Origin of the sequence: Brevibacillus sp. IT-7CA2 (assembly GCF_949767855.1) — a bacterium.
Taxonomy (GTDB): domain Bacteria; phylum Bacillota; class Bacilli; order Brevibacillales; family Brevibacillaceae; genus Brevibacillus.
Window position 1 is genome coordinate 437,875 of sequence record NZ_CATKQT010000011.1, and the last position, 25,339, is coordinate 463,213.

Here is a 25,339-nt window from a genome sequence, read left to right on the forward strand (position 1 = left end):
TGAATGGCAAATCCGTTTAAGAGGCTGATTCGATAAACTTGTCGCTGTCCTCCAGCTTCACGGAGACGAGTTTGGACACGCCGCCCTCTTGCATCGTGATACCGTATAGCACGTCTGCGCTCTCCATTGTGCCTTTTCTGTGCGTGACGCAAATAAACTGCGTCTGGTTACTGAAATGGTGCATGTACTCGGCGAAACGGTTAACGTTTGCCTCATCCAAAGCGGCTTCTACCTCATCCAATACACAGAATGGTACTGGTTTCACACGCAGGATGGCAAATAGCAAGGCCATCGCAGTCAAAGCGCGTTCGCCCCCGGATAAGAGCGCAAGATTTTGCAGCTTCTTGCCAGGTGGCTGCGCCACGATATCGATGCCCGTCTCAAGCAAATTATCTGGATTGGAGAGTACAAGATCTGCTCGTCCTCCTCCAAACAGTTGGACAAACACGTCGCGGAACTGCTCCGAGATCGCATCAAATGTTTCTTTGAAGCGGCGCGACATCTCTGCGTCCATTTCTTGGATCACTTGATAGAGCATGTCTTTTGCTTCATTCAAATCAGCTTCCTGCGAGCTTAAGAACTGCTGTCGCTCGGACAAGCGCTCATATTCCTCAATCGCGCCAAGATTCACAGTGCCAAGTGCCCCAATCTGTTTTTTGAGACGATTGACCACTTGTGTCTCTTCCTGAATTTCGCCACGTGCCGGATATTTTTGCTTTGCCAGGTCGTAGCTCATTTCGTATTCTTCGGAGAGTTTATTCAACAGATGATCGAGCTCTACCTCGTTACGGTTTACTTTTACTTCTTCCTGATGAAGCTTTTCCTCGAGCGATTTGACCTCGCGGCGGATTTCCTTCACCTGCTGTTCCACTTGCTCCTGTTTGTAAAAGAGAGTCGCCCGCTCACTTCGCCGCTCTTGAATCAAGCCAGCTACACGGTCTTTATCCTGACGCAATTCGCTAATGCGCTGATCCAGCTCAAGCCCGGACGATTCGTTCGTACGCTCCAGCTCATCAAGAGATGCCAAGTTCGCGTTTTGTTCTTCCCATTCGCGCTGCAATTGGCTTTTTTGCTCCAGCAAACGCTCTGTTTGCTCCAATCGTGATTGATACTCTTGCTTGACCTGCGCATTCAGTACTTTGAGACTTGTTATTTTTTGATTCATTTCTTCTTTGGATTCGAGCTGCTCTTGGCGTTTCGCCTCTGCTTCTGCGATCTGCGCACCGAGCTCTTTTTCCTCTTGCTCCATGGCAGCCAAAGAGGCTTGCAGCTGCTCTTGCTTGCGTTTGGCTTCTTCCATCTCGCGGCGATAGCCTTCAATATCTTGTTCAACAAGCTTTGCTCGCTCGCCCAAGGATCTACCTTCCGATTCTTTTTGCTTCAAAAGCCCTTTTACTTCCTGTTCTTTCAGTCGCAGACTCTCGCCTTCTGTACGCAGAGCTTCTTGCTCCTGCTGCATTTGCGTCAATTCCTTCGTCAGCTGCTCCATAAGGGTAGTATGCCCAGAAATTGCCTGGTCGATTTCTACCAGCTGTGCTTCCAACTCTTCTGATTGACGGTTGCGTCCAAGTAGGTTCGTGCTGTTCTTTTTCAAGGCCCCGCCTGTCATGGAACCGCCAGCATTCACGATATCGCCTTCCAGCGTCACGACACGATAGCGGTAGCCAAGGGTACGGGCCACTCGGTTTGCCTGCTCCAGCTTTTCCGTAATAATGACATTGCCCAATAGACTTTCGAGGATGGGTCGGTACGCTTCCTCAAAGGACACGAGCTCACTCGCGATTCCAACAACTCCGCTTTCCGCCTCCAGCTGGCGCTTATCGCTTGCCTGCAAGGTGCGAGAACGGATGACATCGAGCGGAAGAAATGTCGCCCTACCCGCATTGTGCTGCTTCAAGTGAGCAATGGCTGCACGACCGGATGCTTCGTTGTCCACGACGACGTTTTGCAGTGCGCCACCCAATGCGACTTCCATCGCTGTCTCGTATTGCTGTGGCACGACAACGAGCTCAGCGACTGCTCCATGGATCCCTTTGAAGCCCCGCTCGCGTGCTTTCAAAATTTCTTTTACCCCTTGCTGAAACCCTGCGAACTCCGACTGCATTTCTTTTAACAGGTCAAAACGCGACTTCGCTGCTTCCCGCTTTTGTTCCCAGTGGCGCAGCTCTCGACGAGTTGTTTCAAGGCGTGCTTGTCCTTCGCGCATGCCCTCAACCAGCTCTTTGTATCTGACGCCGGTTTCTTCAATGGTAGAAACGATCTTCTCCAGCTGATCTTGGAGCTGGCTCAACTGAGCTAGTCGCTGCTCTTCTTCTTCATCCAGCTGTTTTTTTCCAGACAATTGGCGTTCAACTCTGGCCTCGCTAGTCTTGAGAAGCTGCTCTTGATGGCGATTTTCGTTGCGCAGATTCGCCATTTCGTTAAGCTTTTCGAAGTAATCGCTCTTCAAACGCTCGACATCATCTGTCAGTGATTGCACCATGGAAAAAAATTGACCTTCTGCTTCTTGCAGCGAAGCGTGGGCTTCGGTCATTCGACGATCCGCTTCCTTTGCCCGCTCTTGTTCTTCAGCCAGTTCGGCCTCAATCCCGTGCTGCTTCTCGGTAATCCGATGCATCTGCTCCATCGTCTGCTGGCGATTGGCATTGAGATTGCGCATACGCTCCCGCAATACCTCACGTTGTCCTTCGACTTTCTCGGTCTCTTCACTGACTGTCAAAAGAACTTGTTGCAGTTCTTCGATAGATTGGTCGATTTGGGTGACATGAAAACGCGCCTGCTCCAAGTCAGCTTCTTGCTTGGATGCTTCGGTCGTTTGTCCGATTAACAGATGCTTGAGTTCCTCTACGCGTCCTGTGGCTGCTTCCCACTTCGTATGAGCTGCTTCAATTTGCTGCACGTAAAGAGCTACTTCATGCTCAACCAGCTGGCGATGAAGCTCCTTGTACGTCTTGGCTGTTTCTGCCTGCTCTTGCAAAGGTCCGATCTGCTCTGTAATTTCACTGACGATATCGTGAATACGCACCAGATTTTGTTCGGTGTCATCGAGCTTTTTCTCAGCCTCGCGCTTGCGCGTTTTGTATTTGACGATTCCGGCTGCTTCTTCAAATATTCCACGGCGATCCTCGGACTTGGTACTGAGAATTTCCTCAATTTTTCCTTGACCAATAATGGAATACGCTTCTTTACCCAGCCCGGTATCCATGAACATCTCCATGATGTCTTTTAGACGGCAGGATCTGTTGTTTATGTAGTACTCACTGTCACCAGAACGATACACTCTGCGGGTAACGGATACCTCCGAATACTCCACATCGAGCGAACGATCTGTATTGTCCAAGGTGAGTGTCACTTCTGCGAAATTCACTGGCTTGCGCTTATCACTGCCCGCGAAAATAATGTCTTCCATTTTCGCTCCACGCAACGACTTCGCGCTCTGTTCCCCCAGCACCCAGCGGATCGAATCAGAAACGTTACTTTTCCCGCTTCCGTTCGGTCCCACTACAGCTGTTACCCCTGGTACAAATTCCAATTCCGTGCGATCGGCAAAGGATTTGAATCCAGCCAGCTCCAGGCGTTTCAAATACATACGTACGGTCCTCCTTAAGAAACCATCCAGACTGCCTGCCAAACTGACAGACTTAAAAACATGCAAGGTTCGGATGGTACCCGAAAAGAAGCCCCTGCATCAAACAGGAGCTACCTACTACGAGCCTACATGGTCATCTATAGGTAAGTGTATCATAGATAGCGGTCATCTCGCAGTATTTTCCCTATGTTTCCCACCCGAAAGAAAAAAGCTGCACCATCTTGTAGCAGATGATGCAGCCCTTCTCGCTGACGAGTGATTATTTATCCCCCAGCTTGACCAACGCTCGTGCAGCAGCTTGCTGTTCCGCTTCTTTTTTGGAGCGGCCAGAGCCGATGCCAAGCGAACGATTGTTCAAAAGCACCTCAGATACGAATTCTCGATTATGAGCTGGTCCTTTTTCTTCTACTATTCGGTAATGGATGTCTCCCAGATTGTCTTGTTGAACAAATTCCTGCAACTGGCTCTTGAAGTCGGTTACCTGGGCAAACTCTCCTTTGTCGATGCGCGGGTACACGTATTTTTCCATAAAGGAAAAGACCGCGTCCAACCCCTGATCCAAGTAAAGCGCACCTACAAACGCCTCAAAAACGTCCGCTAGCAAGGCTGGTCGCTGACGTCCACCTGTCAGCTCTTCCCCTTTTCCCAGCAATACGAGATCGCCAAAATTCAACAGTTCAGCAAACTTAACGAGAGAAGGTTCACAGACAATGGCTGCACGCAGCTTCGTCATTTCCCCTTCGCTCATCTTCGGAAAAGTTTTATACAAAAACTGGGAGACAGTCAACTCCAGCACAGCATCCCCCAAAAACTCTAGCCGCTCATTGTCTGATATACGTTTGCCGCGTTGCTCGTTCACGTAGGAAGAATGGGTGAATGCCTGCCGCAAAACACTTTCATCGCGAAAGCGAAAGCCTATCGTTTCTTGCAGCTGTGCAAAATTCATCACCCTCACCACCATTCCAGGAGACTGCCTACTTTTTCTATCAGTAGGGCTCATTTATGCTTCGTATCGCTTCAGGATTACCGTTGCGTTGTGACCGCCGAATCCAAATGTATTGGAAACAGCCACATTGACGGTCGCCTTGCGCGCATGGTTCGGAACATAGTCCAGATCACATTCTGGATCCGGATTTTCCAAGTTGATTGTTGGAGGCAGTACTTGATCACGCAGCGCATATGCCGTCGCGATTGCTTCGACACCACCAGTAGCACCCAGCAAATGGCCTGTCATCGATTTAGTCGAGCTGACAGCCAGTTTGTATGCATGCTCGCCAAACACACTCTTGATCGCTTGTGTTTCTGCGATATCTCCTTGGCCAGTAGAAGTACCATGTGCATTAATATATTGGACTTCCGTTGGGTCAACGCCAGCGTCTTTCATTGCGCTTGCCATGCAACGCGCTGCCCCTTCGCCACCAGGAGATGGAGAAGTAATATGGTGAGCATCTGCACTCATCCCGTAGCCAATGACTTCCGCGATGATCGTTGCTCCACGTTTTTTCGCATGCTCAAGCTCTTCCAAGATCAGTACACCAGCACCTTCGCCCATTACGAAGCCATCGCGGTCTTGGTCAAACGGACGGCTTGCTTTTTGCGGCTCCTCGTTTCTGGTGGACATCGCTTTCGCTGAGCAAAAGCCTGCAAATGCCATTGGACGCACCGTTGCTTCTGCTCCACCTGCGATCATGACATCTGCGTGATCGAACTGGATCAGACGCAGCGCATCACCGATCGCATTTGTACCTGTCGCACAAGCGGTAATCGCGCTGGAAGTTGGTCCTTTTGCACCGTATTGAATGGATACTGCACCAGACGCCATGTTTGCAATCAGCATCGGAATGAAGAATGGACTCACGCGACGCGGTCCTTTTTCCAACAATACGGAATGCTGTTCTTCCCATGTAGTCAGACCACCGATTCCGGATCCGATGTATACACCCACTCGTTCCGCATTTTCTGGCGTGATCTCCAGTTTTGCATCTTCTACAGCCATTTTGGCAGCAGCTAATCCAAACTGAACGAATCGGTCTGTACGTCGGATATCTTTCTTGTCCATATACTGCTCAGGATCGAAGTTTTTCACTTCGCCTGCAATTTGTGTCGGATAATCAGAAGCGTCAAAGGCAGCCACACGGTCAATGCCTGATTTTCCTTCCAGCAAGCTGTTCCAGAAAGTCTGTGCGTCATTCCCTACTGGAGAAACGACACCAACGCCAGTAATCACCACTCTGCGTTTCATTGCAATCACCTCTATATGAAAGTCAGCAGTCAGCTTCTAACATTCACTGCATGCAAAACGTGTATTTATTTGGATTATGTAACAGGTGGCTATTGAAGGAGAAGTCCCGTATGGTACGGGACTTCCAACAGATCAACCTACTTGTGAGATTCTATGTATTTAACAACCTCACCAACAGAAGTGATCTTTTCAGCATCTTCGTCGGAAATCTCTAAATCAAACTCATCTTCGAGTTCCATTACGAGTTCAACCACATCCAGGGAGTCAGCGCCCAGGTCTTCTTTGAAAGAAGCTTCCAAAGTAATTTTGGACTCATCTACACCCAGACGATCGACGATGATTTTCTTTACACGCTCCAAAGTATCTGCCATCTTGCTTCACCCCCTCTCCCGTATTATAGTGGATGAGCTTTCAAAAAACCAGTTTTCGTGAAAACGCTCGATTGAGGTTTTCTTCCTACATGTACATTCCGCCGTCTACGTGCAGGGTCTGCCCTGTCATGTAGTTGGCTGCGTCAGATGCCAGGAACAGCACGACAGATGCGATATCATCTGTTTGTCCCAAACGGGCAAGCGGAATTTGGCTTGTGAGCCCTGCTTTGACATCCTCCGGCAATACAGCAGTCATTTCTGTATCGATAAATCCTGGCGCAACAGCATTCACCGTGATATTGCGGCTAGCCAGCTCGCGAGCAGCCGTCTTCGTCAAGCCGATAACCCCAGCTTTTGCCGCCACGTAGTTTGCTTGTCCTGCGTTCCCCAAAACCCCTACCACAGAAGTGATGTTGATGATTTTGCCTGAACGCTGCTTCATCATTGGGCGGGTCGCTGCCTTTACGCAGTTGAATACACCCTTCAGATTCGTCGCAATGACATCGTCCCACTCGTCTTCTTTCATGCGCATGATCAGGTTGTCGCGAGTAATTCCCGCGTTGTTCACGAGGATATCGATCGCACCAAAATGATCCAAAGCAGCTTTGAACATGTCGTTGACATCTTCTGTAGAAGAAACGTTCGCGCGAATCATAATGGCATCGCGGCCCATTTCTTTAATAAGGGCAACAGTTTCACTCGCCGCAGCTTCACTACCTGCGTAATTGACAACCACATTAGCCCCAGCTTCTGCCAGCTTCAATGCAATCGCACGCCCAATACCACGGGAAGCCCCTGTGACCAGTGCTGTTTTTCCTGTTAACATAGTACCCCTCCGTTCAAAAGCTCAGTAAGCGAATCCATATCCTGTACAGAGATAATCGTTGTATCCGCTGGTGCGATTTTCTTGATCAATCCAGCCAAAACTTTTCCTGGACCGATTTCTATAAAGGTCGTCACGCCTACTTCGACCATCCATTGTACAGAATCCTCCCACAAAACTGGAGCTGAAACTTGTTGAACCAATTGATCTACAATGATTGTAGCCTCAGACACCGGTCTAGCCGTTACGTTTGCCACAACAGGCACAGTCGCTTCTTGTACCGTTACTCCAGCCAAAACCGCTTGCAGTTTATCTGCTGCTGGCTGCATCAAGCTCGAGTGGAACGGACCGCTTACATTCAATGGAAGGACACGCTTTGCGCCCGCTTCCTTCGCTTTTTCACCGGCCAGCTTCACACCTTCAGCAGAACCAGAGATTACGATTTGCCCTGGGCAGTTCATGTTTGCTAATTGAACAGGATGTCCAGATGCTGTTACTTCTTCGCAAACCGCATGCAGTGCCGCGCGATCCATGTTCAAGACAGCCGCCATTGCACCTTGTCCCGCTGGCACTGCCTCTTCCATGAACTGACCACGAGCTCGCACTGTTTTGACTGCATCTGCAAAGGACAAGGCCCCCGCTGCAACCAAAGCAGAATACTCACCCAAGCTGTGACCCGCTACGAACGCAGGCTTATAGTCAGGCAACTTTTCGTTCAATGCTGCCATAACAGCGATGCTTGCTGTCAAAATAGCTGGCTGTGTGTTTGCTGTCAGCTTCAATTCCTCTTCTGGTCCTGCAAAACACAGTCCCGACAAGGAAAATCCGAGCGCTTCATCAGCCTGCTCAAATATGTGACGGGCAGCTTCCGATTGTTCAGAGAGAGCTTGCCCCATTCCTACAAATTGTGAACCTTGCCCTGGAAAAACAAAGGCTACTTTTCCCATTCCTACTTGCTCCCTTCTGCCGGAGTCGTGCACCACTTCAAGAGCGTCGCTCCCCAAGTCAAGCCACCACCAAATCCAACCAGAATCAGGTTATCGCCTTCTTTTACACGACCAGCCTTTACTGCTTCATCCAGCGCTACTGGAATGGAAGCAGAAGACATGTTTCCATAGCGATCCAGGTTGATCGCAACTTTATCCTCAGACAGACCGAAACGCTGTACAGCAGAGTCGATGATGCGTTTGTTTGCCTGATGCGGCACCAACAGGTCGATCTCATCCTTCGATACGCCCGCTTTGGACAAGACAGCCTCTGTTGCAGAATTCATAACGCGAACGGCGAATTTGAAAACTTCTCCGCCTGCCATGTAGAGATAATGCAGTCCTTGTTCGACAGACTCAGCGGATGCAGGTGTTCTGGAACCACCTGCCGGCATGCATAAGAGGGACCCGCCTGATCCATCTGCGCCGAGCTCAAAGGACTGGAAGCCGTAGCCCTCGGTAACTTCACCGATAACAGCCGCACCCGCGCCGTCTCCGAACAAGACACATGTATTTCGATCTTTGTAATTCGTAATTTTAGACAAGGTCTCAACGCCTACGACCAACACTTTTTTATACAAACCGTTTTGGATGAACTGAGTCGCTGTCGTAATTCCGTACAAAAAGCCTGTGCAAGCCGCGGAAAGATCCATAGCAGCCGCACGCGTAGCACCCAGCTTTTCTTGCAGCAAGCAAGCAGTAGACGGGAACGACATGTCAGGCGTTACGGTAGCGACAATGATCATATCCAACTGTTCCGCGCTGATGTTTGCTTTTTGGAGCGCTTCTTTGGCAGCCTCGTAAGCCAAGTCGGAGGAAGCTTGCTCCGGTGAGCTAATGCGGCGTTCTCTGATTCCAGTACGGGAAACAATCCACTCATCAGAGGTTTCCACCATTTTCTCCAGATCAAAGTTCGTCAACACCCGCTCAGGGGTATAAGAGCCTGTAGACAAAATCCCTACTGAACGCTTTGCACTCATCTGCTTCACTCGCTTTCTCCCAAATTATTTTTCTGTAATGATTGCTGGATAACATCATTCACGTCCTGCTGAATAAAACGCGTAGCACTGACGATCGCGTTTTTCATCGCGCGTTCATTTGAGGAACCGTGGGCCTTGATCACTGGGGATTTCAATCCCAGCAAGGGAGCACCACCGTATTCCGCATAATCCATTTTCTTTTTAAAGCGAACCAATCCAGGTTTCAGAATGGCCGCTCCTAGCTTATTAATCAGGCTGGAAGTAAACTCCTGCTTCAACTGCGAAAAGATTGTGGAAGCAGCACCCTCTACGGCCTTTAGCAAAACATTTCCTACAAAGCCGTCGCATACGAGCACATCACAGGCTCCTTGCATAACATCGCGTGCTTCCACATTTCCTACAAAGTTCAAGTCAGCTTCTTGAAGGAGAGGAAAAACAGCCTTCGTCAATTCGTTCCCTTTTCCTTCTTCTGTCCCGACATTCAGCAAGCCTACTGTCGGACGCTCGAAGCCCAACACTTTTTCAGCATACAAGCTCCCCATCACCGCGTATTGTACAAGCTGGTGCGGCTTGGCATCCATATTGGCTCCGACGTCCAGCGTCAGTGTTACTCGGCCTTTTGTATTCGGGATATAGGCACAAAGCGCAGGGCGCTCGATTCCATCCATGCGACCTGCGTACAACAAGCCTGCTGTCATTAATGCGCCCGTATTCCCAGCCGAGATCATTGCGTCGACTTTTTTCTCACGCGCCATCTCAACAGCTACGACCAGTGAAGAATTTTTCTTACGCCGAACAGCTCGAACCGGTTCATCATCTGGCAAAATCACTTCCGCTGCAGGAACGATTTCAATGTTTGCCGGAATATCCTGCGGCAAGTGGTTCCGAATAGCCTGTTCATCTCCCACCAATACAACTGTAATGGCCGGGTTTTCCTTGATGGCAGCAAGCGCCCCTAATACGGTACTCTTCGGTGCGTGATCGCCGCCCATCGCATCCACTGCAATTCGCAACCGTGACTCCTCCTTACTCGTCATTCATGCTGTTATGGTAGCTCGACATTTCAACTACACGGAAGGTTGCGGTAAAGACCAATTCACCTTGGACCTTCGTCTCTACACGCACCTTACATTCGTCGCCGTTACGACTTCTCACCACTGCTTTGGCAACCAGCTTCTCCCCTGCTCGTACAGGACGGACAAAGCGGATTCTCGCCGTAGCTGTCAACGCTACGTCTGCGTTAATTACTGCTACTGCCAATGAGTTGGCCTGAGCAAATATATAATGCCCTCTGGCAATTTGTGTTTTCGAAAATACGTGTTCTTCTTTTATTTCCAATACGGAAATAGCCTGTGAATCGAGCTGTAGATCAACCATTTCACCGATGATTTCATCGACGCCCAATGATTTTACAGGATCAAGACTTTTCTCTGCGACCGTCTTGATACGTTCACGCAGTTCCGGTATTCCTAATTCCAGTCGGTCTAAACGTATGGTTTGAATACTGACATGAAATAACTCAGCCAGATCTTCGTCCGTCGCAAATGGATTATCCGCCAGATACTGCACCAAGCGGGACTGGCGATCTTTTTTTGGCAAGCGGGCGATGCCGAACACCCCCTTAAGCAGGATTCAATTGTACTATGTATGATTGCGATCTGTTTTTAATACCTGGTACCAAAACACAGTATAAGGGAGAAGATGTGGAATTACAAGTATTGTTCACGAAATTAGGTAGCCGTCCCTAACGATAAATGAGGCGAATGATCTCCTCAATCCCCGGTTCTTTCATCTGAATGTCCAGAGGCTCCCCCCACCCCGCGACTTCGGCAAGGATTCGCGGGGAAGAAATTTTTCCTTTGTCGAAGTAAATCGAAAGTACATTTTCTGATAGCTCCATCCGCTCGATTCCCTCTAGGTCGTAAAGCTTTTCGGGCCGTTGTCGAAATTCGATTCGAATGAGGCTTGGCAACCCTATCTGACGTCGCAAATCGGCCAAGCTCGTATCCATCATCTTTTTGCCATGATTGATCACGATGATTCGGTTGCAGAGTTGCTCGATATCGTCCATATCATGAGTCGTCAATAGAATGGTCTTCTTCTGGGATTGATTCACTTCTTTCAAAAACGCTCTGATGCGAGTCTTCGCGACCACATCCAACCCAATCGTAGGCTCGTCTAAAAACAGGACAGGCGGATCATGTAGCAGTGCCGCCGCTAAATCAGCTCTCATCCTCTGACCCAATGACAGCTTACGCACTGGCGTATCAAGGAATTCATGCAGATCCAGCAGTTCCTGATACGCCTCCATCGATCGCCGATATGCCTTGTCCTCAACCTTGTACATCGCTTGCAAAATTTCGAAGGAATCTCTGACCGGCAGATCCCACCACAGCTGTGTTCGCTGACCGAACACCACACCGATTTGTGAAGCTACTTGAATTCTTTCCCGCTGTGGACTATATCCGCCAATTCGTATTTCCCCCTGACTGGGATGAAGAATTCCTGCGAGCATTTTGATTGTCGTCGATTTTCCTGCGCCATTCGGCCCGATATATCCCACGAACTCGCCTCTATCAATGGAAAAAGAGATATCGTGGACGGCTTTGACTTCCCTTTGTTCTCGAGAAAAGAGTGTTCGTAGAGAAGCAAAGCGCCCCTCTTTCGCTTGATTCAGGAAAAATGATTTTTCGATGTGCTTTGCTTCAATCATTGTTACCCCTCCTTAGCTCCCTGTACTATGGTAGTGTCGAATCCCGACATTCCACAGCATACGAGCGAAATAAAAAGCAATCGCTGCAGCTACCGGGGTGAGTATCGGATAAAACCATTCGCCCCCTTTGCGCAACAGCGTCAACATTGGCAAATAATTCATATACGCGATCGGAATCGCTGAGAAAAACAACCATTTGAGCCAGTTTGGATATAGCTCGATCGGATAATTGGAAGCATTGGCTGGCGCATAAATGGTAAAGGTCAGCATGTCTTTCATCTGATGCGTCCAAAAGGCAACCCCTGCCGTAGCAAGCCCAATGGAGAAATAGATTACTCCGCCAGACAATATGGCAATCGGTGAGAATAGCACCAACCCCATGATCGATTTTCCTTCCGCCGCAAGACCCGACAATGAGATGACCAAAACAGACACCCCTTGCACCAAGCCTCCCACTCTCGACAAATCAAGATTGCGTGTCAATAGCAGAAGCAATGGTGAAACGGGAAGGATGAGCAATTGATCGAGTTCCCCTTGTACGATGTACTTCTCAAAGTCGTTGATTTCCGGGGCAAACATTCGATACAAGGAGACAGATGCCGAGGAAATCCCGTAAAGCATCCCAACCTCGTAAATATTCCACCCCACCACATCGTGAAATCGGTACAAAATCGCAGAGAGAATAATAAAATCAAGCACCATAATCATTCCGGTCGTGGCAGCGCTCGTGACAAAATTTATCTTGTATTGCATTTGCGAGCGAATGCTGGCCGTAATCAGCTTGCGATAGAGGGCAAACATGTGTGGTTATCCTCCTTGAATTTCTAGCTTTCTTCTTGCCATGTTCGTCACCAATAAAGCAACTGCCGTTAAAACGAGCGCCCAGCCAGCTTGTACAAGCATGCCATAAGGAGGCGCAAGCTCTAGCAAGGTCATGACTGGATAATAAATCATCGCGGAAAAAGGCAAATAAGGTGCTACCTTTCCAATCATCCCGGGCATCAAGTCTATCGGAATCATTTGTCCACCTAACCCAAAGATCAATGACAAAAGGATGAGGTGTACCCAGCGAATTTCTGTCGTCCAAAAGGAGGAAATCCCCGCGAGATAAAAGAGCAACATACCTACGTAAGTTCCTAGCAGTAGCGAGAGGATAAACGAGAAGTAAGTGAACGGATGGGAGGGAAAAAAGAAGCCTACCGCTAATCCTAGCAGCAAGCCAATCGGAACACTTCGGTAACAAGCGTTGTACAAAAGTCTTCCAAACTCCTGACTAAGCATGTACCAGAGGTAATGAACAGGCTTGATCATATCCAAACTGACAGCCCCGCTTCTTACCGCTATTTGCACATTCAGGCCCGGCGATATAAATGTTGTCATCCAGAGAACACTTTGGCAAATCGCGATGTAATATCCCATCGTTTTGACATCATAGGGACCGTATACTTGTTTTCCAGAAAGGACACCCGTCCAAATGGCAATAAAAACAAGCCCAAAAATCGAGCTTGCGACATTGTTGATGACATGCGATAAACGATACTGAAGATTTCGACGATAGCTCTTGCGAATAATCCGCCAATAGACCATATAACCCTCCTCTTGAAAAAGTCAGGATTACTAGAATAGCAGGGGCCGTACACAAATGCAAGAAAAAAAGAAAGAGCCCTTCCCATTTGAAGGACTCTCTCTGATAAATCCATTTGCTGTCACGCTGGTCACCCATTCACGCCAGCCAAATGGAAATTATCCTCTTTTTTATGGATCAATAGCTTCATGTGGAAGCTACAATCACCTCTACATCGTTGGCGTGCAAAGCCTCAGCTATTTCCTTTTCAGGCAGCTTATCGGTCACGATAATATCGATCTGCTCAAAACCTGCAACGCGATACAGCATGCTTTTTCCAAACTTGGTATGGTCGGTGAGTATGATCACTTGATCGGCGCGCTTGATCATTTCTTTGATCAGAAAGCCGTGATCTTCCTGCGTGGACATGAGCCCTTCCTTTGTAAGACCGCAAGCACCAACCAGAACCTTATCCACATGAAAATCAGCGAGGTTTTGAATCACGCGTGAACCGAGCACACATTGATCTTCAGCATGTACGTCTCCACCTAAAAGCTTGACAAGAACGCCTTCTTTTCGGGACATACTGGAGGCAGCCGCTAATGAATTCGTGATGATGACATGGTCGCGGGTCTGCAAGGATTCCACTGTTAGCTGAACAGTTGTGGACGCATCGAGCAGCAAGTAATCGCCATCTTTGATCAGACTGGCCGCCGCTGCTGCAATACTGCGCTTTCCTGTCAAATCAAGCTGCATTCGTTCCTGATGGGAGTAGTTCTTTTTGTTGAGGCTGGGCAATACTGCTCCTCCCCTAGTTCGCAGAATTTGCCCCTGCTCCTCCAGCTTGACGATATCACGCCTCGCTGTGTCACGGGAAACCCCAAACTGCTCAACTACTTCTTGCACGCTGATTCGCTGATACTCCTGCAAATACGCAAGAATTGCAGCGAGCCTCTCCTCTTGAAACACGAAGCCTCAACCCCATCCTTATCTTGACTTCATTATAAGTCATTTAAGTAAATAATACAAGTGATAATAAGCACTTGTAAGTAATCATAAGCAATAGGAAGAAACAAAAAAAGCAAGGCGATTTCTCACCTTGCTTTCTTAGCAGCGAATATTACTTCGCTACTTTCACGCCTTTGTAGTGACCGCAGCTTGGGCAAACACGATGCGCAAGCTTGTATTCGCTGCAATTATCGCATTTGATCATGCCTGGAATCTCTAATTTGAAGTGCGTACGACGCATTCTTTTACGGGTTTTGGAAGTTCTCCGTTGAGGTACTGCCATCTTCCTTACACCTCCTTCAACTGACAAATGCTAAGAAGCTCTATTGGGTGGACAGTATAGGCAAAATGCTTATGCCATCCTTCAAAAATGAGACGCTGCCACGAATGGTCGGCGAATCATCTTGAATACAGTAAGAATACTTATTTGCTGTCTTTGAAAAAGTCAGCCAACCCAGCCAAACGCGGGTCAACACGCTCATTCTTGCAGCTGCATGCCACTTCATTACGGTTCACACCGCAAGTCGGGCACAGACCCTTGCAATCCTCCTCGCAAAGCGGGAAGGTCGGCATTGCCAGTAAGAAATCCTCTTGAAGCAGTGAGTCCAGCTCGATTTCATCGCCTTCCAAAGGAAGGATATCGCTGTCCTCGTCATCTTGCAGGATTGGATCATCCGCAAGCGCAAATGTCTCAGAGAAATCTACTGTTGCCTGATCGACAAAAGGATTCAAGCATCTCGCGCAGACAAAATTCACATCTGCCTTCATGCTTCCTTTTACGTAATAGAGATTGCCCAGCTGTACGGCTTCACCACTCGCAGTCACAGGAGTAATCCCGCGAATCTCATCATGGCGCTTCTTTAGCTCATCTGCTTCCAGGGTTACCTGGAATGGCAACGGCTCTCCTTTTCGGTGCTCTAACTCTGCTAACTTAATGTTCATAGCATTTCACCTCATGCACAACAAAGATGATTATAGACCCTGCCCAAAGCTTTGTCAACCATTTTTGCTTGACAGCTAGTTTGCTCAGGTAGATTTCGGTTTTTGTCCATTCAAGTACGTAATCGCTTCTTCTACCGTCTTGACCGGAACCACTTTCATTGAAGTTCCAATCCGCTTGGCAGTCGCTAACGCCTCCTCGTAATTGGAGTTCGTATCTGGCGTATCCTGTGGAGCAAAGAAGATCTCTGCGCCCGCTGTGTCCGCTGCGATTACCTTTTGATTAATGCCACCGATCCTGCCTACTTTTCCGTCTAACGAAATCGTGCCTGTTCCTGCAATTTTATAGCCTTTTGTCAAATCCGTCTCCGTATTTAACTGGTCATAAATCTCCAGTGTCATCATTAATCCAGCAGAAGGACCACCAATCCCTTGAGAGGCAATGGTTACTTCTTTCGGAATGATGATTTCCTGTTTGTTGTCAGGGCGTACACCAATTCCAACTGACTTGGACTCAGGTAGTGGTTCCAAGGTTAACATCGTTTTGGCCTCTTGTCCATCTCTTGTGTACGTAATTTCGACTTGATCGCCTGCTTTTTTTGTAGAGAGGGCTGTCAGCAAATCTTTTGCCTCAGACGTGCGAACCCCGTCTACATACGTAATGACATCACCGATTTGCAATTTTTTATAGGCAGGGAACCCTTCCAAGGTACCCATCACCCACACACCCTGCTTCTCGATTTTCACTTCGAAACCGGCAAGACGGAATGCGACTGCCTCCGCAATTTTTTGTGAATTGTCCATGACTGCTTGTTCTCGACGGATAAAATCTTCGCTGTCCTCGCCCTTGCTGACAACGAGCTCCTTGGGCATCAATTCAACATCCTGCGCCACTTTTGCATACCAATACCACGGCAAATTCGCTTCGCCCATTCGAACTGTCGTGAGCATGAAGGAGCCGGTCTCGTCTTTCTTGCCACCTTCCACTTGAATCATCGGCCCCAACTCAATCGCTGAACCCGGTCGACTCACGTAATAATTCGTCGGTACAAAAAAAGAAATACCCAACAAGACGAAAACCAAGGCAAGTATCCAGCTAAAGCCTCTGGTTCCTGTAGATCTGCGTCTATTGGCATAAAGCTGTTCCTCACTCATTCTTGTGCCTCCCAATTTGCAATTAGTTCCTGAATGCGTTCGATATGCTCAGTACCCGCACGTTCGCCTAGCTCGATAATTTCTTCGACACCCGTGTACGCGATACTGCTATAGTGTCCAACATCCGGCCTGATTACGATGTCTGCCGCAATGATTCGATGTCGCAGAATTTCCCTTTCCATCACATCAATCGTCTGGGCGATGACATCAAAAATACTTTTGACCTCCATCCGTGTATCGAATTGGGCGACATCTACCGCAATTACAATATCAGCGCCCATTTCACGCAGCACCGTCACGGGCACACGATCAATGACGCCTCCATCGACTAAAAGCCGACCCCCTACTCTTTCAGGTACGAAGATGCCTGGAATGGATATACTCGCCCTCACAGCTTGATCAATTGGGCCTTCTCGAAATACGACTCGCTCTCCGGATTCAATATCCGTCGCCACAATGGCAAGCGGCTTGTTCAGCTCTTCCAAGCGCTTTCCGTGCGTTAACAGACGAATCAATTGCTTGATCTTTTCCCCCGTAACAAAGCCCATGCTGGGTACGGTTAAATCGAGCCAATGCTTGCGTTTTAAATTAAGGGCAAGCTTTCCCATCATGTGCGGTTCAATTCCGTTGGCATAGACGGCCCCAATCAAACTGCCCATACTGGAGCCAGCCAGCATGTCAATCTGGATGCCATGTGCTTCTAACGCGTTCAATACACCAATATGCGCAAAACCGCGAGCGCCCCCAGAACCCAGGGCTACACCCACGATTGGTTTACTCTTTGTCTCCATGGAAAAACCCCTCCCCGTAACCAGCCTATGTGGTAAATCGCTGTATCTTTCACACTTGGGAGATATTCGTCGACCAAGCTTACGCATAGTTCTCCCGCCTGCCACGTAGACATGTACTACTACTTTTCTTCGATTCAGGAGGAATCCATGTCACGCCACTCACCCGTACTTACTTTGTTGCTCGCCGTCTCGACAGTTTTCATTGTTATTTCGTTGATTGCTTACTCGCAGATTTCTTTTGAAGCTGCCGTACGCGGTCTGAAAATATGGTGGGAGGTAGTTTTCCCCTCTACCCTTCCCTTTATTGTGCTGTCTGAGGTGTTGATGGGTCTGGGCGTCGTTCATTTCGTCGGCGTGTTACTGGAGCCATTAATGCGTCCACTGTTTAACGTTCCGGGCACTGGCGGGTTCGTACTGGCTATGGGCTTCTCGTCCGGCTATCCGGTAGCCGCAAAGCTGACAACACGCCTGCGTCTACAAGGCAATGTAACGAAGGCTGAGGGTGAACGTCTCGTCTCTTTTACAACGACGGGAGACCCCTTATTCGTCATGGGAGCAGTGGCAATCGGATTTTTTCACAGTGAGCAAATGGGCATCACACTAGCTCTGACTCATTATTTGTCAGCTGTACTCATGGGCGTAATCTATCGTTTCCATGCGCCTTTTGCCATTACTTCAGCCCCATTGGAGAAAAATTCACTGCCTCTTCCTTTACGCGCCTTGCAAGCGATGCATCGGGCACGTGTCCGCGATGGACGTCCGTTCGGAAGATTAATGGGGGAAGCGGTGCAATCCGCCCTGAATACTTTGCTCATGATCGGTGGCTTCATCATTGTTTTTTCGGTATTAATTCAACTATTCTCCACAATTCATCTGACACAGATCATCAGTACGCTTCTCTCGATCATTCTCGGTCCCTTTGGTTTTCCACCAACTTTTTCCCAAGCAATCGTGGCTGGGTTGTTCGAAGTAACCCTCGGCGCACAAGCAGCGAGCATTGTGCCTGACAATGTTTCCTTGGTCTGGAAAGCGGCCATTGCCAGCGCTATATTGTCCTGGGGCGGTTTGAGTGTTCACGCGCAAGTCGCGAGTATCTTGAGTGAAACGGATATTCGTGTCGCCCCTTACTTGATTGCCAGAGCGCTGCACGCTTTTCTAGCTGCGATTTTGACCTTTGTCTTTTGGGGTCCTCTTGCCACAGTCAGCTCCTGGTTCGTAGAGAAAGCCGTCCCCGTATTTATGCATGTGAAATCTGAGATTCCGGCGACGAGTTGGTGGGAGACCTTGCTCCTATCAGGGGGAATCGCCATCGGCGTCGGTGCGATTCTGTTGTGTACCAGCTTGACTCTTTCGCGCATGAACCGAAGCAAGACACGATAATCTACTCGGCCATTTTTCGCTTCAGTGCCTCTTCTACGATCGGCGGCACCAAATCGGCGACACTCGCCTTGTATTTCGCAACTTCCTTTACAATACTTGAACTTAAGTATGAATATTGATTGTTCGTCATCATGAAAAACGTTTCGATATTTTCGTCGAGCTTTTTATTAATCGAGGCGACTTGCATCTCATATTCAAAATCAGAAACAGCACGAAGGCCACGAATGATCACCTGTGCACCCTTTTTGTTCATATAGTCAATCAACAAGCCGTCAAAAGAGTCCACTTCTACATTTTTCATGTCAGCCGTTGCCTGACGAAGCAAATCGACGCGCTCTTCTACGCTGAACAATGAGTTTTTCTTTGAATTGATCAAGACGGCAACAATGACTTTATCAAAAACGTTGGCACCCCGCGCAATAATGTCGAGATGCCCATACGTAACAGGGTCGAAGCTTCCTGAACATACGGCGATTGCCATAGCGGGTTATCCTCCCTTGGTGCTCTTTTGCACCTTGATTTGAAAATTAGGCTTGTGGCTCCAAAGCGTAATAATACACGGTAATGGCCGTATCCCCATACTTAGCCGCTCGATCCTTTACACAATGACCAATCGCATCTGGAAAGGAGTCTGTGATATCATGCTCAGCCACGATCCATGCTCCGTCCGCCAACATTCCCAGCTCCTGCAACATCTCAATTTCTTCGACAATTTTTTGCTGGGCGTACGGCGGGTCCAAAAAGACGAGATCAAATTTTTGATTGCTCGTACTCAGTGTGCGAATGGCGCGGTCCGCATCCATTCGATATAGTTCTGCATAATCGTCTAGCCTGCAAGTGCTGACGTTTTGTTTTACCACGGCAAATGCTTTGTGATCTCGCTCCACGAAAACAGCTCGATCCGCTCCCCTACTCAATGCCTCGATCCCGAGACCACCTGTTCCTGCGTATAGGTCCAATGCCCAACCGCCATCGAAATACGGACCAATCATATTAAAAATCGATTCTTTAACTTTATCGGTTGTCGGTCTGGTTCCTTTGCCCGGAACTGCTGCCAACCGTCTTCCTCTGTGCTCTCCAGCGATGACTCGCATACTCATTTCACCTGTCTGCTTTCCTATGTATGTTGTAAGAGGTTGTTCAAAAAGATGACTTTTTGAACGCGTATTGTTAGACGCAATTTTCTAAGACTGAGAATGATATCATACTATCACAACTGCATACACCCGTAAAATTAGCAACTGGAAAAATTTATGTGCAAGAAAGGTATACAACCCATTTCGATTGGAAAAGATGATGAATAGCGACGCAACGGTGTCGCTGACAACCGCGGAGAAGACTTACGTTTCCCCATAAGCTCTTCCTCCGGTTTCTCCTCTCCCATAATTGAAAGGCTGTTCACTCTGGCGCACGACGTGTCTGATAGGAGCATTTCGTGCCATCGCTCCCTTCATCGGGAGGAGTTGAACGGCTGCCCCTCGTCATTTGGCGATGGGGTATTTTTTTGTGTGCAGCGCATACTACATGTACCTGCAACACCCCCCTACATGTAGATTGCCTGAAAGGAGTGAGTCGTTCATGGCAGAAAAGCGACCGTCTGCACAAAAGCTGAAGGCGTCCAAAGCCCAGTCCATTGCGGACCGTACTGGCAATGATGTCGAGCTGGCGCGAGACATGCAATCACGTGCAGATCAATCGGACATCGTCAAACATGGGCAGTAGCTATACAAGAAGCCAGCCGCATCGAATCGGCTGGCTTTTTACTTTTCCACCTTCAATTCCCTCGGCACTTCTTCGATGCGGTTACAGATACTATAAAAAAATAGCTGTGAAGGAGGTATCCGCATGCATACGGTGTGGAAGGGCTCGATCAGCTTCGGCCTCGTCAATATACCTGTTCGCATGTTTACTGCAACGGAAGAGCGCGATATTCGCTTTCGCCAACTGCATAAAGAGTGCAATACCCCGATCAAGTACACGAAAATGTGCCCGCACTGCCAGCGCGAAGTTGATACGAGCGAAATCATCCGTGGCTTCGAATATGAAAAAGGACACTTTGTTATGATTGACGATGATGATCTGGAAGCCATTACGCCAGAAACACGTAGAGCCATTGAAATTATCGACTTCGTAGACTTGTCGGAGATCGATCCGGTTTATTTTCATAAAAGCTATTTCCTATCCCCACAGGACACTGGTGAAAAAGCATACGCCCTGCTGCGCTCCGCCATGGAACAGACAGGCAAAATCGGCGTTGCACAGGTGACGATGCGCAATCGGCAGAGCCTGGCCGTTATCCGACTGTATGAGCATTGCATTATGCTGGAGACGATCTTCTATCCAGATGAGGTACGTCCCGTCAGTCAAGTACCTGCCTTGCCAGAAGCCACTGTACCGTTGGCCGAAAATGAACTGAAGATGGCAACTGAGCTCATTAGCAATATGACGATCCCTTTTGATCCGGCAAAATATACAGATGAATATCGATCCGACCTGCAAAAACTGATTGAGAAAAAACTGGAGGGCCAGGAGATCGCCACCGCACCTACCGTGGCAAGAACCAATGTAATTGATCTTATGCAGGCTCTAAAAGAAAGCTTGGAGTCTACAGCTGGTCAAGCCGCACTTCCCATCAAAATCGAGCCTGAACCAACTCCGTCAAAGCCTGCGCGAAAACGTACCACTGCTGCCTCTTCGTCCGATAAAGAGCAGGCATCGAAAAAGGAGACCGCAGCCAGTCTGAAAAAGACTACGACTACTTCTACAACCAAAACCCTGCGCAAAAAGAAGGCTACCCCTGTTTAATTGCACCTAAAAAAACCTGCCCACTATGGACAGGTTTTTTGCATTCACATCATGGAATCTAGTTTGGCACCATCTTCTTGCATGGTTCAATATGGATATGAACGGCGTTAATGCGGTGAATCTTGCGCATCTGTTCTTCAATTTTCTCGGTGATGGTGTGGCTCTCCACCACATTCAGACCTGGATCTACATGGATCACAACATCCACCAGCACGCTGCTGCCATGGTAGCGGGCTTTGATGTCACTGATATCCTTAACTCCCGAAATCGAGGAAATGGTAGCCCGCAGGTCCGCAAGCTCGCTCTCGTCAAAGCCATCTGTCAAACGGTGAGTAGCTTCCCTGAAAATGTCCCAAGCAGTCTTCAAGATGATGAGACCAACAACAAAAGCAGCTAAAGGATCAAGCCAGTGCAATTGAAATTGTGCGCCAGCTACCCCGATAAACGTCCCGATACTGACGAATGCGTCTGAACGGTTGTCAGCGGCCGCTGCATTTAATGCTTGGCTGTTTGTTTTGATGGCGAGCTTTTTATTATAGCGATAGACGAAAAGCATAATGACTGCAGTCGCAAGTGCTGTCCACCCTGCCAACAGGTCAGGAGCCTCATGCTTTGGGTCCAATAAGGATGGTACGGCATTCGTAACGACTTGAACTCCGACAAATAGCATAATAAATGATGCGACAAGTGCTGAAATCGTCTCCGCCCGAAAATGACCATACGGGTGATCTTTATCAGGTGGTTTCCTTGCAATACGAAGCCCGATCAAAACAGCAATCGATGCGACGACATCCGTTGAGTTGTTAAGACCGTCGGCCATTAAAGCTTCCGACGCAGTGACATACGCAACTCCTATTTTTAATACAGAGCAGAATATGTAGGCGAAAATACTTACCCACGCTCCACGTTCTCCTTGTTTTAGATCCGAATAGACATCCATACCTCATCACCTCAAAATACTTCTCCATCCTGCTTCGACAACGAGAAAAATCAAAGCGCTGGAAGCAGTTGCTTTTTTTCGAACTTCATCGTAACAGATAGGATTCATGTGGGTCTACAGAAACAGTTTTAGTCCGATTCATGAGAATAGGGGGGAGGAAAATGTGTTGCACACCCGCAATTTTTTCACTGGAAAATTTCCCTTGAAATTAAATGGACTTCCCGTTATCCTATTCTTGCAATCCAAAATAAAAAAAAGCACGGGAGCTTGGAAATCACCAGGCTGAGAGGATGGTACTGTGCCATCGACCGTTGAACCTGAACTGGGTAATGCCAGCGGAGGAATGTCATATACGACACGAAAAGATGCGTGTATTTTTAGGATACCCGTTTCTTCTCTACTCTCGCGTTGGCGTCGCATGTTGTTTATGCGGCGCTTTTTCGTGGGATGTTTCTTTCGCCTCCCTAAACGGTTCTCGCTTTCGTGCAACCAAAACAAGGAGGTTTTTCTTATGTCATTGGTGTCATCTTTTCCAGGCAGTCGCAAAGTATACGAAACAGGTAGTCGTGCGGACATCCGTGTCCCGATGCGCGAGATTTCCCTTCATCCTACCGAAGGATTGTCTGGTTCCACACCCAATCCTCCTCTTCGCGTGTATGATACGAGTGGCGAGTATACCGCAACGGGTTACGTTCCTGACATTCAAGCAGGACTGCCCTCCATTCGCCACAAGTGGATCGATGAGCGAAATGATGTGGAAACGTATGTTGGTCGCGAACCAAAACTAGTTGACGACGGCATCCGAAACGAAGAGAAGGCAGCCACCCTCCCTACTTTCCCTCGCGAGGGCTACAAACCAAAACGGGCAAAGCCAGGGAAAAATGTTACCCAGCTTCATTATGCCCGAAAAAATATCATCACACCGGAAATGGAATACGTTGCCATTCGCGAGGGGGTCTCCCCTGAATTTGTACGGGCAGAAATCGCCGCTGGACGTGCGATCCTCCCTTCTAACGTCAACCATCCTGAAAGCGAGCCGATGATCATTGGCCGCAACTTTCATGTCAAAATCAATGCCAACATCGGAACGTCGGCCGTCAGCTCTTCGATGGAAGAAGAAGTTGAAAAAATGATTTGGTCGGTCCGTTGGGGTGCCGACACCATTATGGACCTCTCGACGGGAAAACATATACACACTACGCGGGAGTGGATTATCCGCAACAGCCCCGTTCCAGTCGGTACTGTCCCGATTTATCAAGCACTTGAAAAAGTAAATGGGAAAGCCGAGGATTTGACATGGGAGGTTTACCGAGACACCTTGATTGAGCAAGCAGAACAAGGCGTCGATTACTTCACGATTCATGCTGGCGTTCTATTGCGCTACATTCCTATGACAGCTAACCGTGTTACTGGTATCGTCTCTCGCGGCGGATCGATTTTGGCCGCATGGTGCCTGGCCCATCATGAGGAAAACTTCTTGTATACGCATTTCGCTGAAATTTGCGAAATTCTGAAGGCCTATGACATTTGTGTATCCCTCGGAGATGGACTACGTCCTGGCTCTATCGCGGATGCGAATGACGAGGCGCAGTTCGCAGAGCTTGAAACATTGGGAGAACTCACAAAAATTGCGTGGGAACACGACGTACAAGTCATGATTGAAGGCCCTGGTCACGTCCCGATGCATCTCATTCGCGAAAATATGGATAAACAGTTATCCATTTGCCATGAGGCTCCTTTTTACACACTTGGGCCACTCACGACAGACATCGCACCCGGCTATGATCACATTACTTCAGCGATTGGCGCCGCCATGATTGGATGGTTCGGAACAGCAATGCTCTGCTACGTAACGCCCAAGGAGCACCTCGGCTTACCCAATAAAGAGGATGTCCGCAACGGTTTAATCGCATACAAAATCGCAGCGCATGCCGCTGATCTCGCAAAAGGACATCCGCGGGCAAAACAGCGAGACGACGCCTTATCCAAAGCTCGTTTTGATTTTCGCTGGAACGATCAATTCAATTTGTCCCTGGACCCAGAGCGCGCTCGCGAATATCACGACGAAACATTGCCAGCAGAAGCCGCCAAATCCGCTCATTTTTGTTCCATGTGCGGACCTAAATTTTGCAGCATGAAAATATCGCACGACATTCGTCACATCGCCAATCAACAAGGGTCTGCCCAAGATCCCGCTATTCTTGCAGGGATGCAGGAAAAATCGCGTGAGTTCCGCGAACAGGGAAGCCGTTTGTACCAGTCGTAATGAAGGAGGATGCCTATGGAGGAAGCTAGTCGTTTACGTGAAAAGATTAGTCGATTAGAAGCTGAGCTAGAGCAATCTAAACAACAATTGCGGCTGATTCAACAGGACTGCAGCCACGTCTATATCGAAACTCCACTTACGCGAACATGCTCCAAATGCCAGCAAACCGAAAGCCTCTATTATTAATAGAAAAAGGTCGAAATCCCTTTGGAGGATCTCGACCTTTTTTCTTGCTTATTTCGTCATTCCGACTTGCAACGGAAGTCCTTCTTTATAATAGAGAGAGGGCGATAGCAGAATGAAGAAAATATGGACATGTAGAAAGCCTTGCTTCTTCAAAATGCCGTGTATGGCACTAGCAATCGCGTCATGCTGCTTTTGTTCACGTGGAAACATCATGATCTCTACGGACAAAGGACTGTTTGTCAATTGTTCTACCTGAAGCAGCTCTAATTTCACCTTTTCCTGAGCTACCTGAGCAATTTTGGAAAACTCTTCTATAAGAATCTGAGAAATGGGCTCTATGTCTTGCTTCGCAAAGCCTTTAAACCGAAGAAACGGCAAGTCAATTCCTTCTTTCGTAAATGAGTTCGCACAGTCATTATAAACAAGTCTCTAATTGTATATCAATGAAAAAAGGATTAAAGAAAGTGAACAACAAAAATTCCCAACCGGACCGAAACACAAAGAGGGCCATATTAGAGAGTAGCTTCCTTCCCATGAGGTGTGGTGGACGTACCACGGAAGGAGGAAGCAGCTCAACCAGATACAGCCCAACTCGCTAACC

Annotated in this window: 25 protein-coding genes and 1 riboswitch; of the genes, 4 read left to right on the forward strand and 21 right to left on the reverse strand. The window is 48.4% G+C overall.

The window, feature by feature from the left end:
* Positions 1-16 precede the first annotated feature (16 nt).
* From smc to ACM6JA_RS08660, 17 genes are all read right to left on the reverse strand, one after another.
* The gene (smc, locus tag ACM6JA_RS08580) at positions 17-3,589 is read right to left on the reverse strand and encodes a chromosome segregation protein SMC (protein WP_414851955.1); all 3,573 of its coding nucleotides are present in this window, start codon (positions 3,587-3,589) and stop codon (positions 17-19) included.
* Between the two features lie 259 nt (positions 3,590-3,848).
* On the reverse strand, positions 3,849-4,535 hold the full coding sequence (gene rnc / locus ACM6JA_RS08585; RefSeq protein WP_026043146.1) for a ribonuclease III: 687 nt from the start codon (positions 4,533-4,535) through the stop codon (positions 3,849-3,851).
* A gap of 54 nt (positions 4,536-4,589) precedes the next feature.
* Positions 4,590-5,831, reverse strand: a complete 1,242-nt coding sequence (fabF, locus tag ACM6JA_RS08590; protein ID WP_414851956.1) for a beta-ketoacyl-ACP synthase II — start codon at positions 5,829-5,831, stop codon at positions 4,590-4,592.
* Between the two features lie 137 nt (positions 5,832-5,968).
* Positions 5,969-6,202: an acyl carrier protein gene (gene acpP, locus ACM6JA_RS08595; protein WP_005834336.1), complete on the reverse strand. Its 234-nt coding sequence runs from the start codon at positions 6,200-6,202 to the stop codon at positions 5,969-5,971.
* Between the two features lie 85 nt (positions 6,203-6,287).
* Entirely contained in the window at positions 6,288-7,028 is a 741-nt protein-coding gene (gene fabG, locus ACM6JA_RS08600) for a 3-oxoacyl-[acyl-carrier-protein] reductase (protein ID WP_047068008.1), read from the reverse strand.
* A complete protein-coding gene (gene fabD, locus ACM6JA_RS08605) occupies positions 7,022-7,972 on the reverse strand; it encodes an ACP S-malonyltransferase (RefSeq protein WP_414851957.1) in 951 nt (316 codons plus the stop codon). The genes fabG and fabD overlap by 7 nt, the downstream gene beginning before the upstream one ends.
* Before the next feature lie 2 nt (positions 7,973-7,974).
* Positions 7,975-8,991 (reverse strand): beta-ketoacyl-ACP synthase III, encoded by a 1,017-nt coding sequence (locus tag ACM6JA_RS08610; RefSeq protein WP_414852235.1) that lies wholly within the window; start codon positions 8,989-8,991, stop codon positions 7,975-7,977.
* A gap of 5 nt (positions 8,992-8,996) precedes the next feature.
* Positions 8,997-10,004 (reverse strand): phosphate acyltransferase PlsX, encoded by a 1,008-nt coding sequence (gene plsX, locus ACM6JA_RS08615; RefSeq protein ID WP_414851958.1) that lies wholly within the window; start codon positions 10,002-10,004, stop codon positions 8,997-8,999.
* A gap of 13 nt (positions 10,005-10,017) precedes the next feature.
* Complete coding sequence (gene fapR / locus ACM6JA_RS08620; RefSeq protein WP_414851959.1) at positions 10,018-10,608, reverse strand: transcription factor FapR; 591 nt, start codon at positions 10,606-10,608, stop codon at positions 10,018-10,020.
* 127 nt (positions 10,609-10,735) lie between these two features.
* Positions 10,736-11,704, reverse strand: a complete 969-nt coding sequence (locus ACM6JA_RS08625) for an ABC transporter ATP-binding protein (protein WP_414851960.1) — start codon at positions 11,702-11,704, stop codon at positions 10,736-10,738.
* Between the two features lie 12 nt (positions 11,705-11,716).
* Positions 11,717-12,505: an ABC transporter permease gene (locus ACM6JA_RS08630; RefSeq protein WP_414851961.1), complete on the reverse strand. Its 789-nt coding sequence runs from the start codon at positions 12,503-12,505 to the stop codon at positions 11,717-11,719.
* 6 nt (positions 12,506-12,511) lie between these two features.
* Entirely contained in the window at positions 12,512-13,291 is a 780-nt protein-coding gene (locus ACM6JA_RS08635; protein WP_414851962.1) for an ABC transporter permease, read from the reverse strand.
* A 184-nt stretch (positions 13,292-13,475) separates the two neighbouring features.
* A complete protein-coding gene (locus ACM6JA_RS08640) occupies positions 13,476-14,237 on the reverse strand; it encodes a DeoR/GlpR family DNA-binding transcription regulator (protein WP_414851963.1) in 762 nt (253 codons plus the stop codon).
* Positions 14,238-14,388: 151 nt separating this feature from the next.
* Positions 14,389-14,559: a 50S ribosomal protein L32 gene (rpmF, locus tag ACM6JA_RS08645; protein ID WP_005834357.1), complete on the reverse strand. Its 171-nt coding sequence runs from the start codon at positions 14,557-14,559 to the stop codon at positions 14,389-14,391.
* A 140-nt stretch (positions 14,560-14,699) separates the two neighbouring features.
* On the reverse strand, positions 14,700-15,218 hold the full coding sequence (locus ACM6JA_RS08650) for a YceD family protein (RefSeq protein ID WP_007728192.1): 519 nt from the start codon (positions 15,216-15,218) through the stop codon (positions 14,700-14,702).
* Between the two features lie 84 nt (positions 15,219-15,302).
* Positions 15,303-16,370 (reverse strand): SepM family pheromone-processing serine protease, encoded by a 1,068-nt coding sequence (locus ACM6JA_RS08655; protein WP_414851964.1) that lies wholly within the window; start codon positions 16,368-16,370, stop codon positions 15,303-15,305.
* On the reverse strand, positions 16,367-17,161 hold the full coding sequence (locus ACM6JA_RS08660) for a patatin-like phospholipase family protein (RefSeq protein WP_007728195.1): 795 nt from the start codon (positions 17,159-17,161) through the stop codon (positions 16,367-16,369). The genes ACM6JA_RS08655 and ACM6JA_RS08660 overlap by 4 nt, the downstream gene beginning before the upstream one ends.
* A gap of 147 nt (positions 17,162-17,308) precedes the next feature.
* On the opposite strand from ACM6JA_RS08660, the gene ylbJ reads away from it, so the two are divergent.
* On the forward strand, positions 17,309-18,541 hold the full coding sequence (gene ylbJ / locus ACM6JA_RS08665) for a sporulation integral membrane protein YlbJ (RefSeq protein WP_414851965.1): 1,233 nt from the start codon (positions 17,309-17,311) through the stop codon (positions 18,539-18,541).
* 1 nt (position 18,542) lies between these two features.
* Here ylbJ and coaD read toward each other — a convergent pair whose 3' ends face one another.
* Together coaD and rsmD are read right to left on the reverse strand one after the other, a co-directional pair.
* The gene (coaD, locus tag ACM6JA_RS08670; RefSeq protein WP_144614402.1) at positions 18,543-19,022 is read right to left on the reverse strand and encodes a pantetheine-phosphate adenylyltransferase; all 480 of its coding nucleotides are present in this window, start codon (positions 19,020-19,022) and stop codon (positions 18,543-18,545) included.
* A 46-nt stretch (positions 19,023-19,068) separates the two neighbouring features.
* Positions 19,069-19,635 carry a 16S rRNA (guanine(966)-N(2))-methyltransferase RsmD gene (gene rsmD / locus ACM6JA_RS08675; protein ID WP_414852236.1) on the reverse strand — a complete coding sequence of 189 codons (567 nt, stop codon included), beginning with the start codon at positions 19,633-19,635 and terminating at the stop codon, positions 19,069-19,071.
* A 484-nt stretch (positions 19,636-20,119) separates the two neighbouring features.
* Here rsmD and ACM6JA_RS08680 point away from each other — a divergent pair, with 484 nt between their 5' ends.
* Together ACM6JA_RS08680 and ACM6JA_RS08685 are read left to right on the forward strand one after the other, a co-directional pair.
* Positions 20,120-20,263 carry a hypothetical protein gene (locus ACM6JA_RS08680; RefSeq protein WP_007728203.1) on the forward strand — a complete coding sequence of 48 codons (144 nt, stop codon included), beginning with the start codon at positions 20,120-20,122 and terminating at the stop codon, positions 20,261-20,263.
* A gap of 123 nt (positions 20,264-20,386) precedes the next feature.
* Positions 20,387-21,346 (forward strand): Ku protein, encoded by a 960-nt coding sequence (locus ACM6JA_RS08685; protein WP_414851966.1) that lies wholly within the window; start codon positions 20,387-20,389, stop codon positions 21,344-21,346.
* Positions 21,347-21,404: 58 nt separating this feature from the next.
* On the opposite strand, the gene ACM6JA_RS08690 is transcribed toward ACM6JA_RS08685, so the two are convergent.
* Entirely contained in the window at positions 21,405-22,286 is an 882-nt protein-coding gene (locus tag ACM6JA_RS08690) for a cation diffusion facilitator family transporter (protein WP_414851967.1), read from the reverse strand.
* Positions 22,287-22,535: 249 nt separating this feature from the next.
* A riboswitch (TPP riboswitch) is annotated at positions 22,536-22,648 on the forward strand.
* A 149-nt stretch (positions 22,649-22,797) separates the two neighbouring features.
* Here ACM6JA_RS08690 and thiC point away from each other — a divergent pair.
* The gene (thiC, locus tag ACM6JA_RS08695; protein ID WP_414851968.1) at positions 22,798-24,552 is read left to right on the forward strand and encodes a phosphomethylpyrimidine synthase ThiC; all 1,755 of its coding nucleotides are present in this window, start codon (positions 22,798-22,800) and stop codon (positions 24,550-24,552) included.
* A 234-nt stretch (positions 24,553-24,786) separates the two neighbouring features.
* On the opposite strand, the gene ACM6JA_RS08700 is transcribed toward thiC, so the two are convergent.
* Positions 24,787-25,116 (reverse strand): DUF1904 family protein, encoded by a 330-nt coding sequence (locus ACM6JA_RS08700; protein WP_414851969.1) that lies wholly within the window; start codon positions 25,114-25,116, stop codon positions 24,787-24,789.
* Positions 25,117-25,339 lie beyond the last annotated feature (223 nt).

What these genes read in the sequence shown, in the direction of transcription:
- smc (WP_414851955.1), bottom strand. Translation starts at nt 3,589, where the DNA reads ATGTATTTGAAACGCCTGGAGCTGGCTGGATTCAAATCCTTTGCCGAT.
- fabF (WP_414851956.1), bottom strand. Translation starts at nt 5,831, where the DNA reads ATGAAACGCAGAGTGGTGATTACTGGCGTTGGTGTCGTTTCTCCAGTA.
- coaD (WP_144614402.1), bottom strand. Translation starts at nt 19,022, where the DNA reads ATGGCAATCGCCGTATGTTCAGGAAGCTTCGACCCTGTTACGTATGGG.
- ACM6JA_RS08650 (WP_007728192.1), bottom strand. Translation starts at nt 15,218, where the DNA reads ATGAACATTAAGTTAGCAGAGTTAGAGCACCGAAAAGGAGAGCCGTTG.
- rnc (WP_026043146.1), bottom strand. Translation starts at nt 4,535, where the DNA reads ATGAATTTTGCACAGCTGCAAGAAACGATAGGCTTTCGCTTTCGCGAT.
- ylbJ (WP_414851965.1), top strand. Translation starts at nt 17,309, where the DNA reads ATGTCACGCCACTCACCCGTACTTACTTTGTTGCTCGCCGTCTCGACA.
- ACM6JA_RS08610 (WP_414852235.1), bottom strand. Translation starts at nt 8,991, where the DNA reads ATGAGTGCAAAGCGTTCAGTAGGGATTTTGTCTACAGGCTCTTATACC.
- acpP (WP_005834336.1), bottom strand. Translation starts at nt 6,202, where the DNA reads ATGGCAGATACTTTGGAGCGTGTAAAGAAAATCATCGTCGATCGTCTG.
- fabG (WP_047068008.1), bottom strand. Translation starts at nt 7,028, where the DNA reads ATGTTAACAGGAAAAACAGCACTGGTCACAGGGGCTTCCCGTGGTATT.
- ACM6JA_RS08655 (WP_414851964.1), bottom strand. Translation starts at nt 16,370, where the DNA reads ATGAGTGAGGAACAGCTTTATGCCAATAGACGCAGATCTACAGGAACC.
- thiC (WP_414851968.1), top strand. Translation starts at nt 22,798, where the DNA reads ATGTCATTGGTGTCATCTTTTCCAGGCAGTCGCAAAGTATACGAAACA.
- fabD (WP_414851957.1), bottom strand. Translation starts at nt 7,972, where the DNA reads ATGGGAAAAGTAGCCTTTGTTTTTCCAGGGCAAGGTTCACAATTTGTA.
- ACM6JA_RS08625 (WP_414851960.1), bottom strand. Translation starts at nt 11,704, where the DNA reads ATGATTGAAGCAAAGCACATCGAAAAATCATTTTTCCTGAATCAAGCG.
- rpmF (WP_005834357.1), bottom strand. Translation starts at nt 14,559, where the DNA reads ATGGCAGTACCTCAACGGAGAACTTCCAAAACCCGTAAAAGAATGCGT.
- ACM6JA_RS08690 (WP_414851967.1), bottom strand. Translation starts at nt 22,286, where the DNA reads ATGGATGTCTATTCGGATCTAAAACAAGGAGAACGTGGAGCGTGGGTA.
- ACM6JA_RS08660 (WP_007728195.1), bottom strand. Translation starts at nt 17,161, where the DNA reads ATGGAGACAAAGAGTAAACCAATCGTGGGTGTAGCCCTGGGTTCTGGG.
- rsmD (WP_414852236.1), bottom strand. Translation starts at nt 19,635, where the DNA reads ATGCGAGTCATCGCTGGAGAGCACAGAGGAAGACGGTTGGCAGCAGTT.
- ACM6JA_RS08630 (WP_414851961.1), bottom strand. Translation starts at nt 12,505, where the DNA reads ATGTTTGCCCTCTATCGCAAGCTGATTACGGCCAGCATTCGCTCGCAA.
- ACM6JA_RS08680 (WP_007728203.1), top strand. Translation starts at nt 20,120, where the DNA reads ATGGCAGAAAAGCGACCGTCTGCACAAAAGCTGAAGGCGTCCAAAGCC.
- ACM6JA_RS08635 (WP_414851962.1), bottom strand. Translation starts at nt 13,291, where the DNA reads ATGGTCTATTGGCGGATTATTCGCAAGAGCTATCGTCGAAATCTTCAG.
- ACM6JA_RS08685 (WP_414851966.1), top strand. Translation starts at nt 20,387, where the DNA reads ATGCATACGGTGTGGAAGGGCTCGATCAGCTTCGGCCTCGTCAATATA.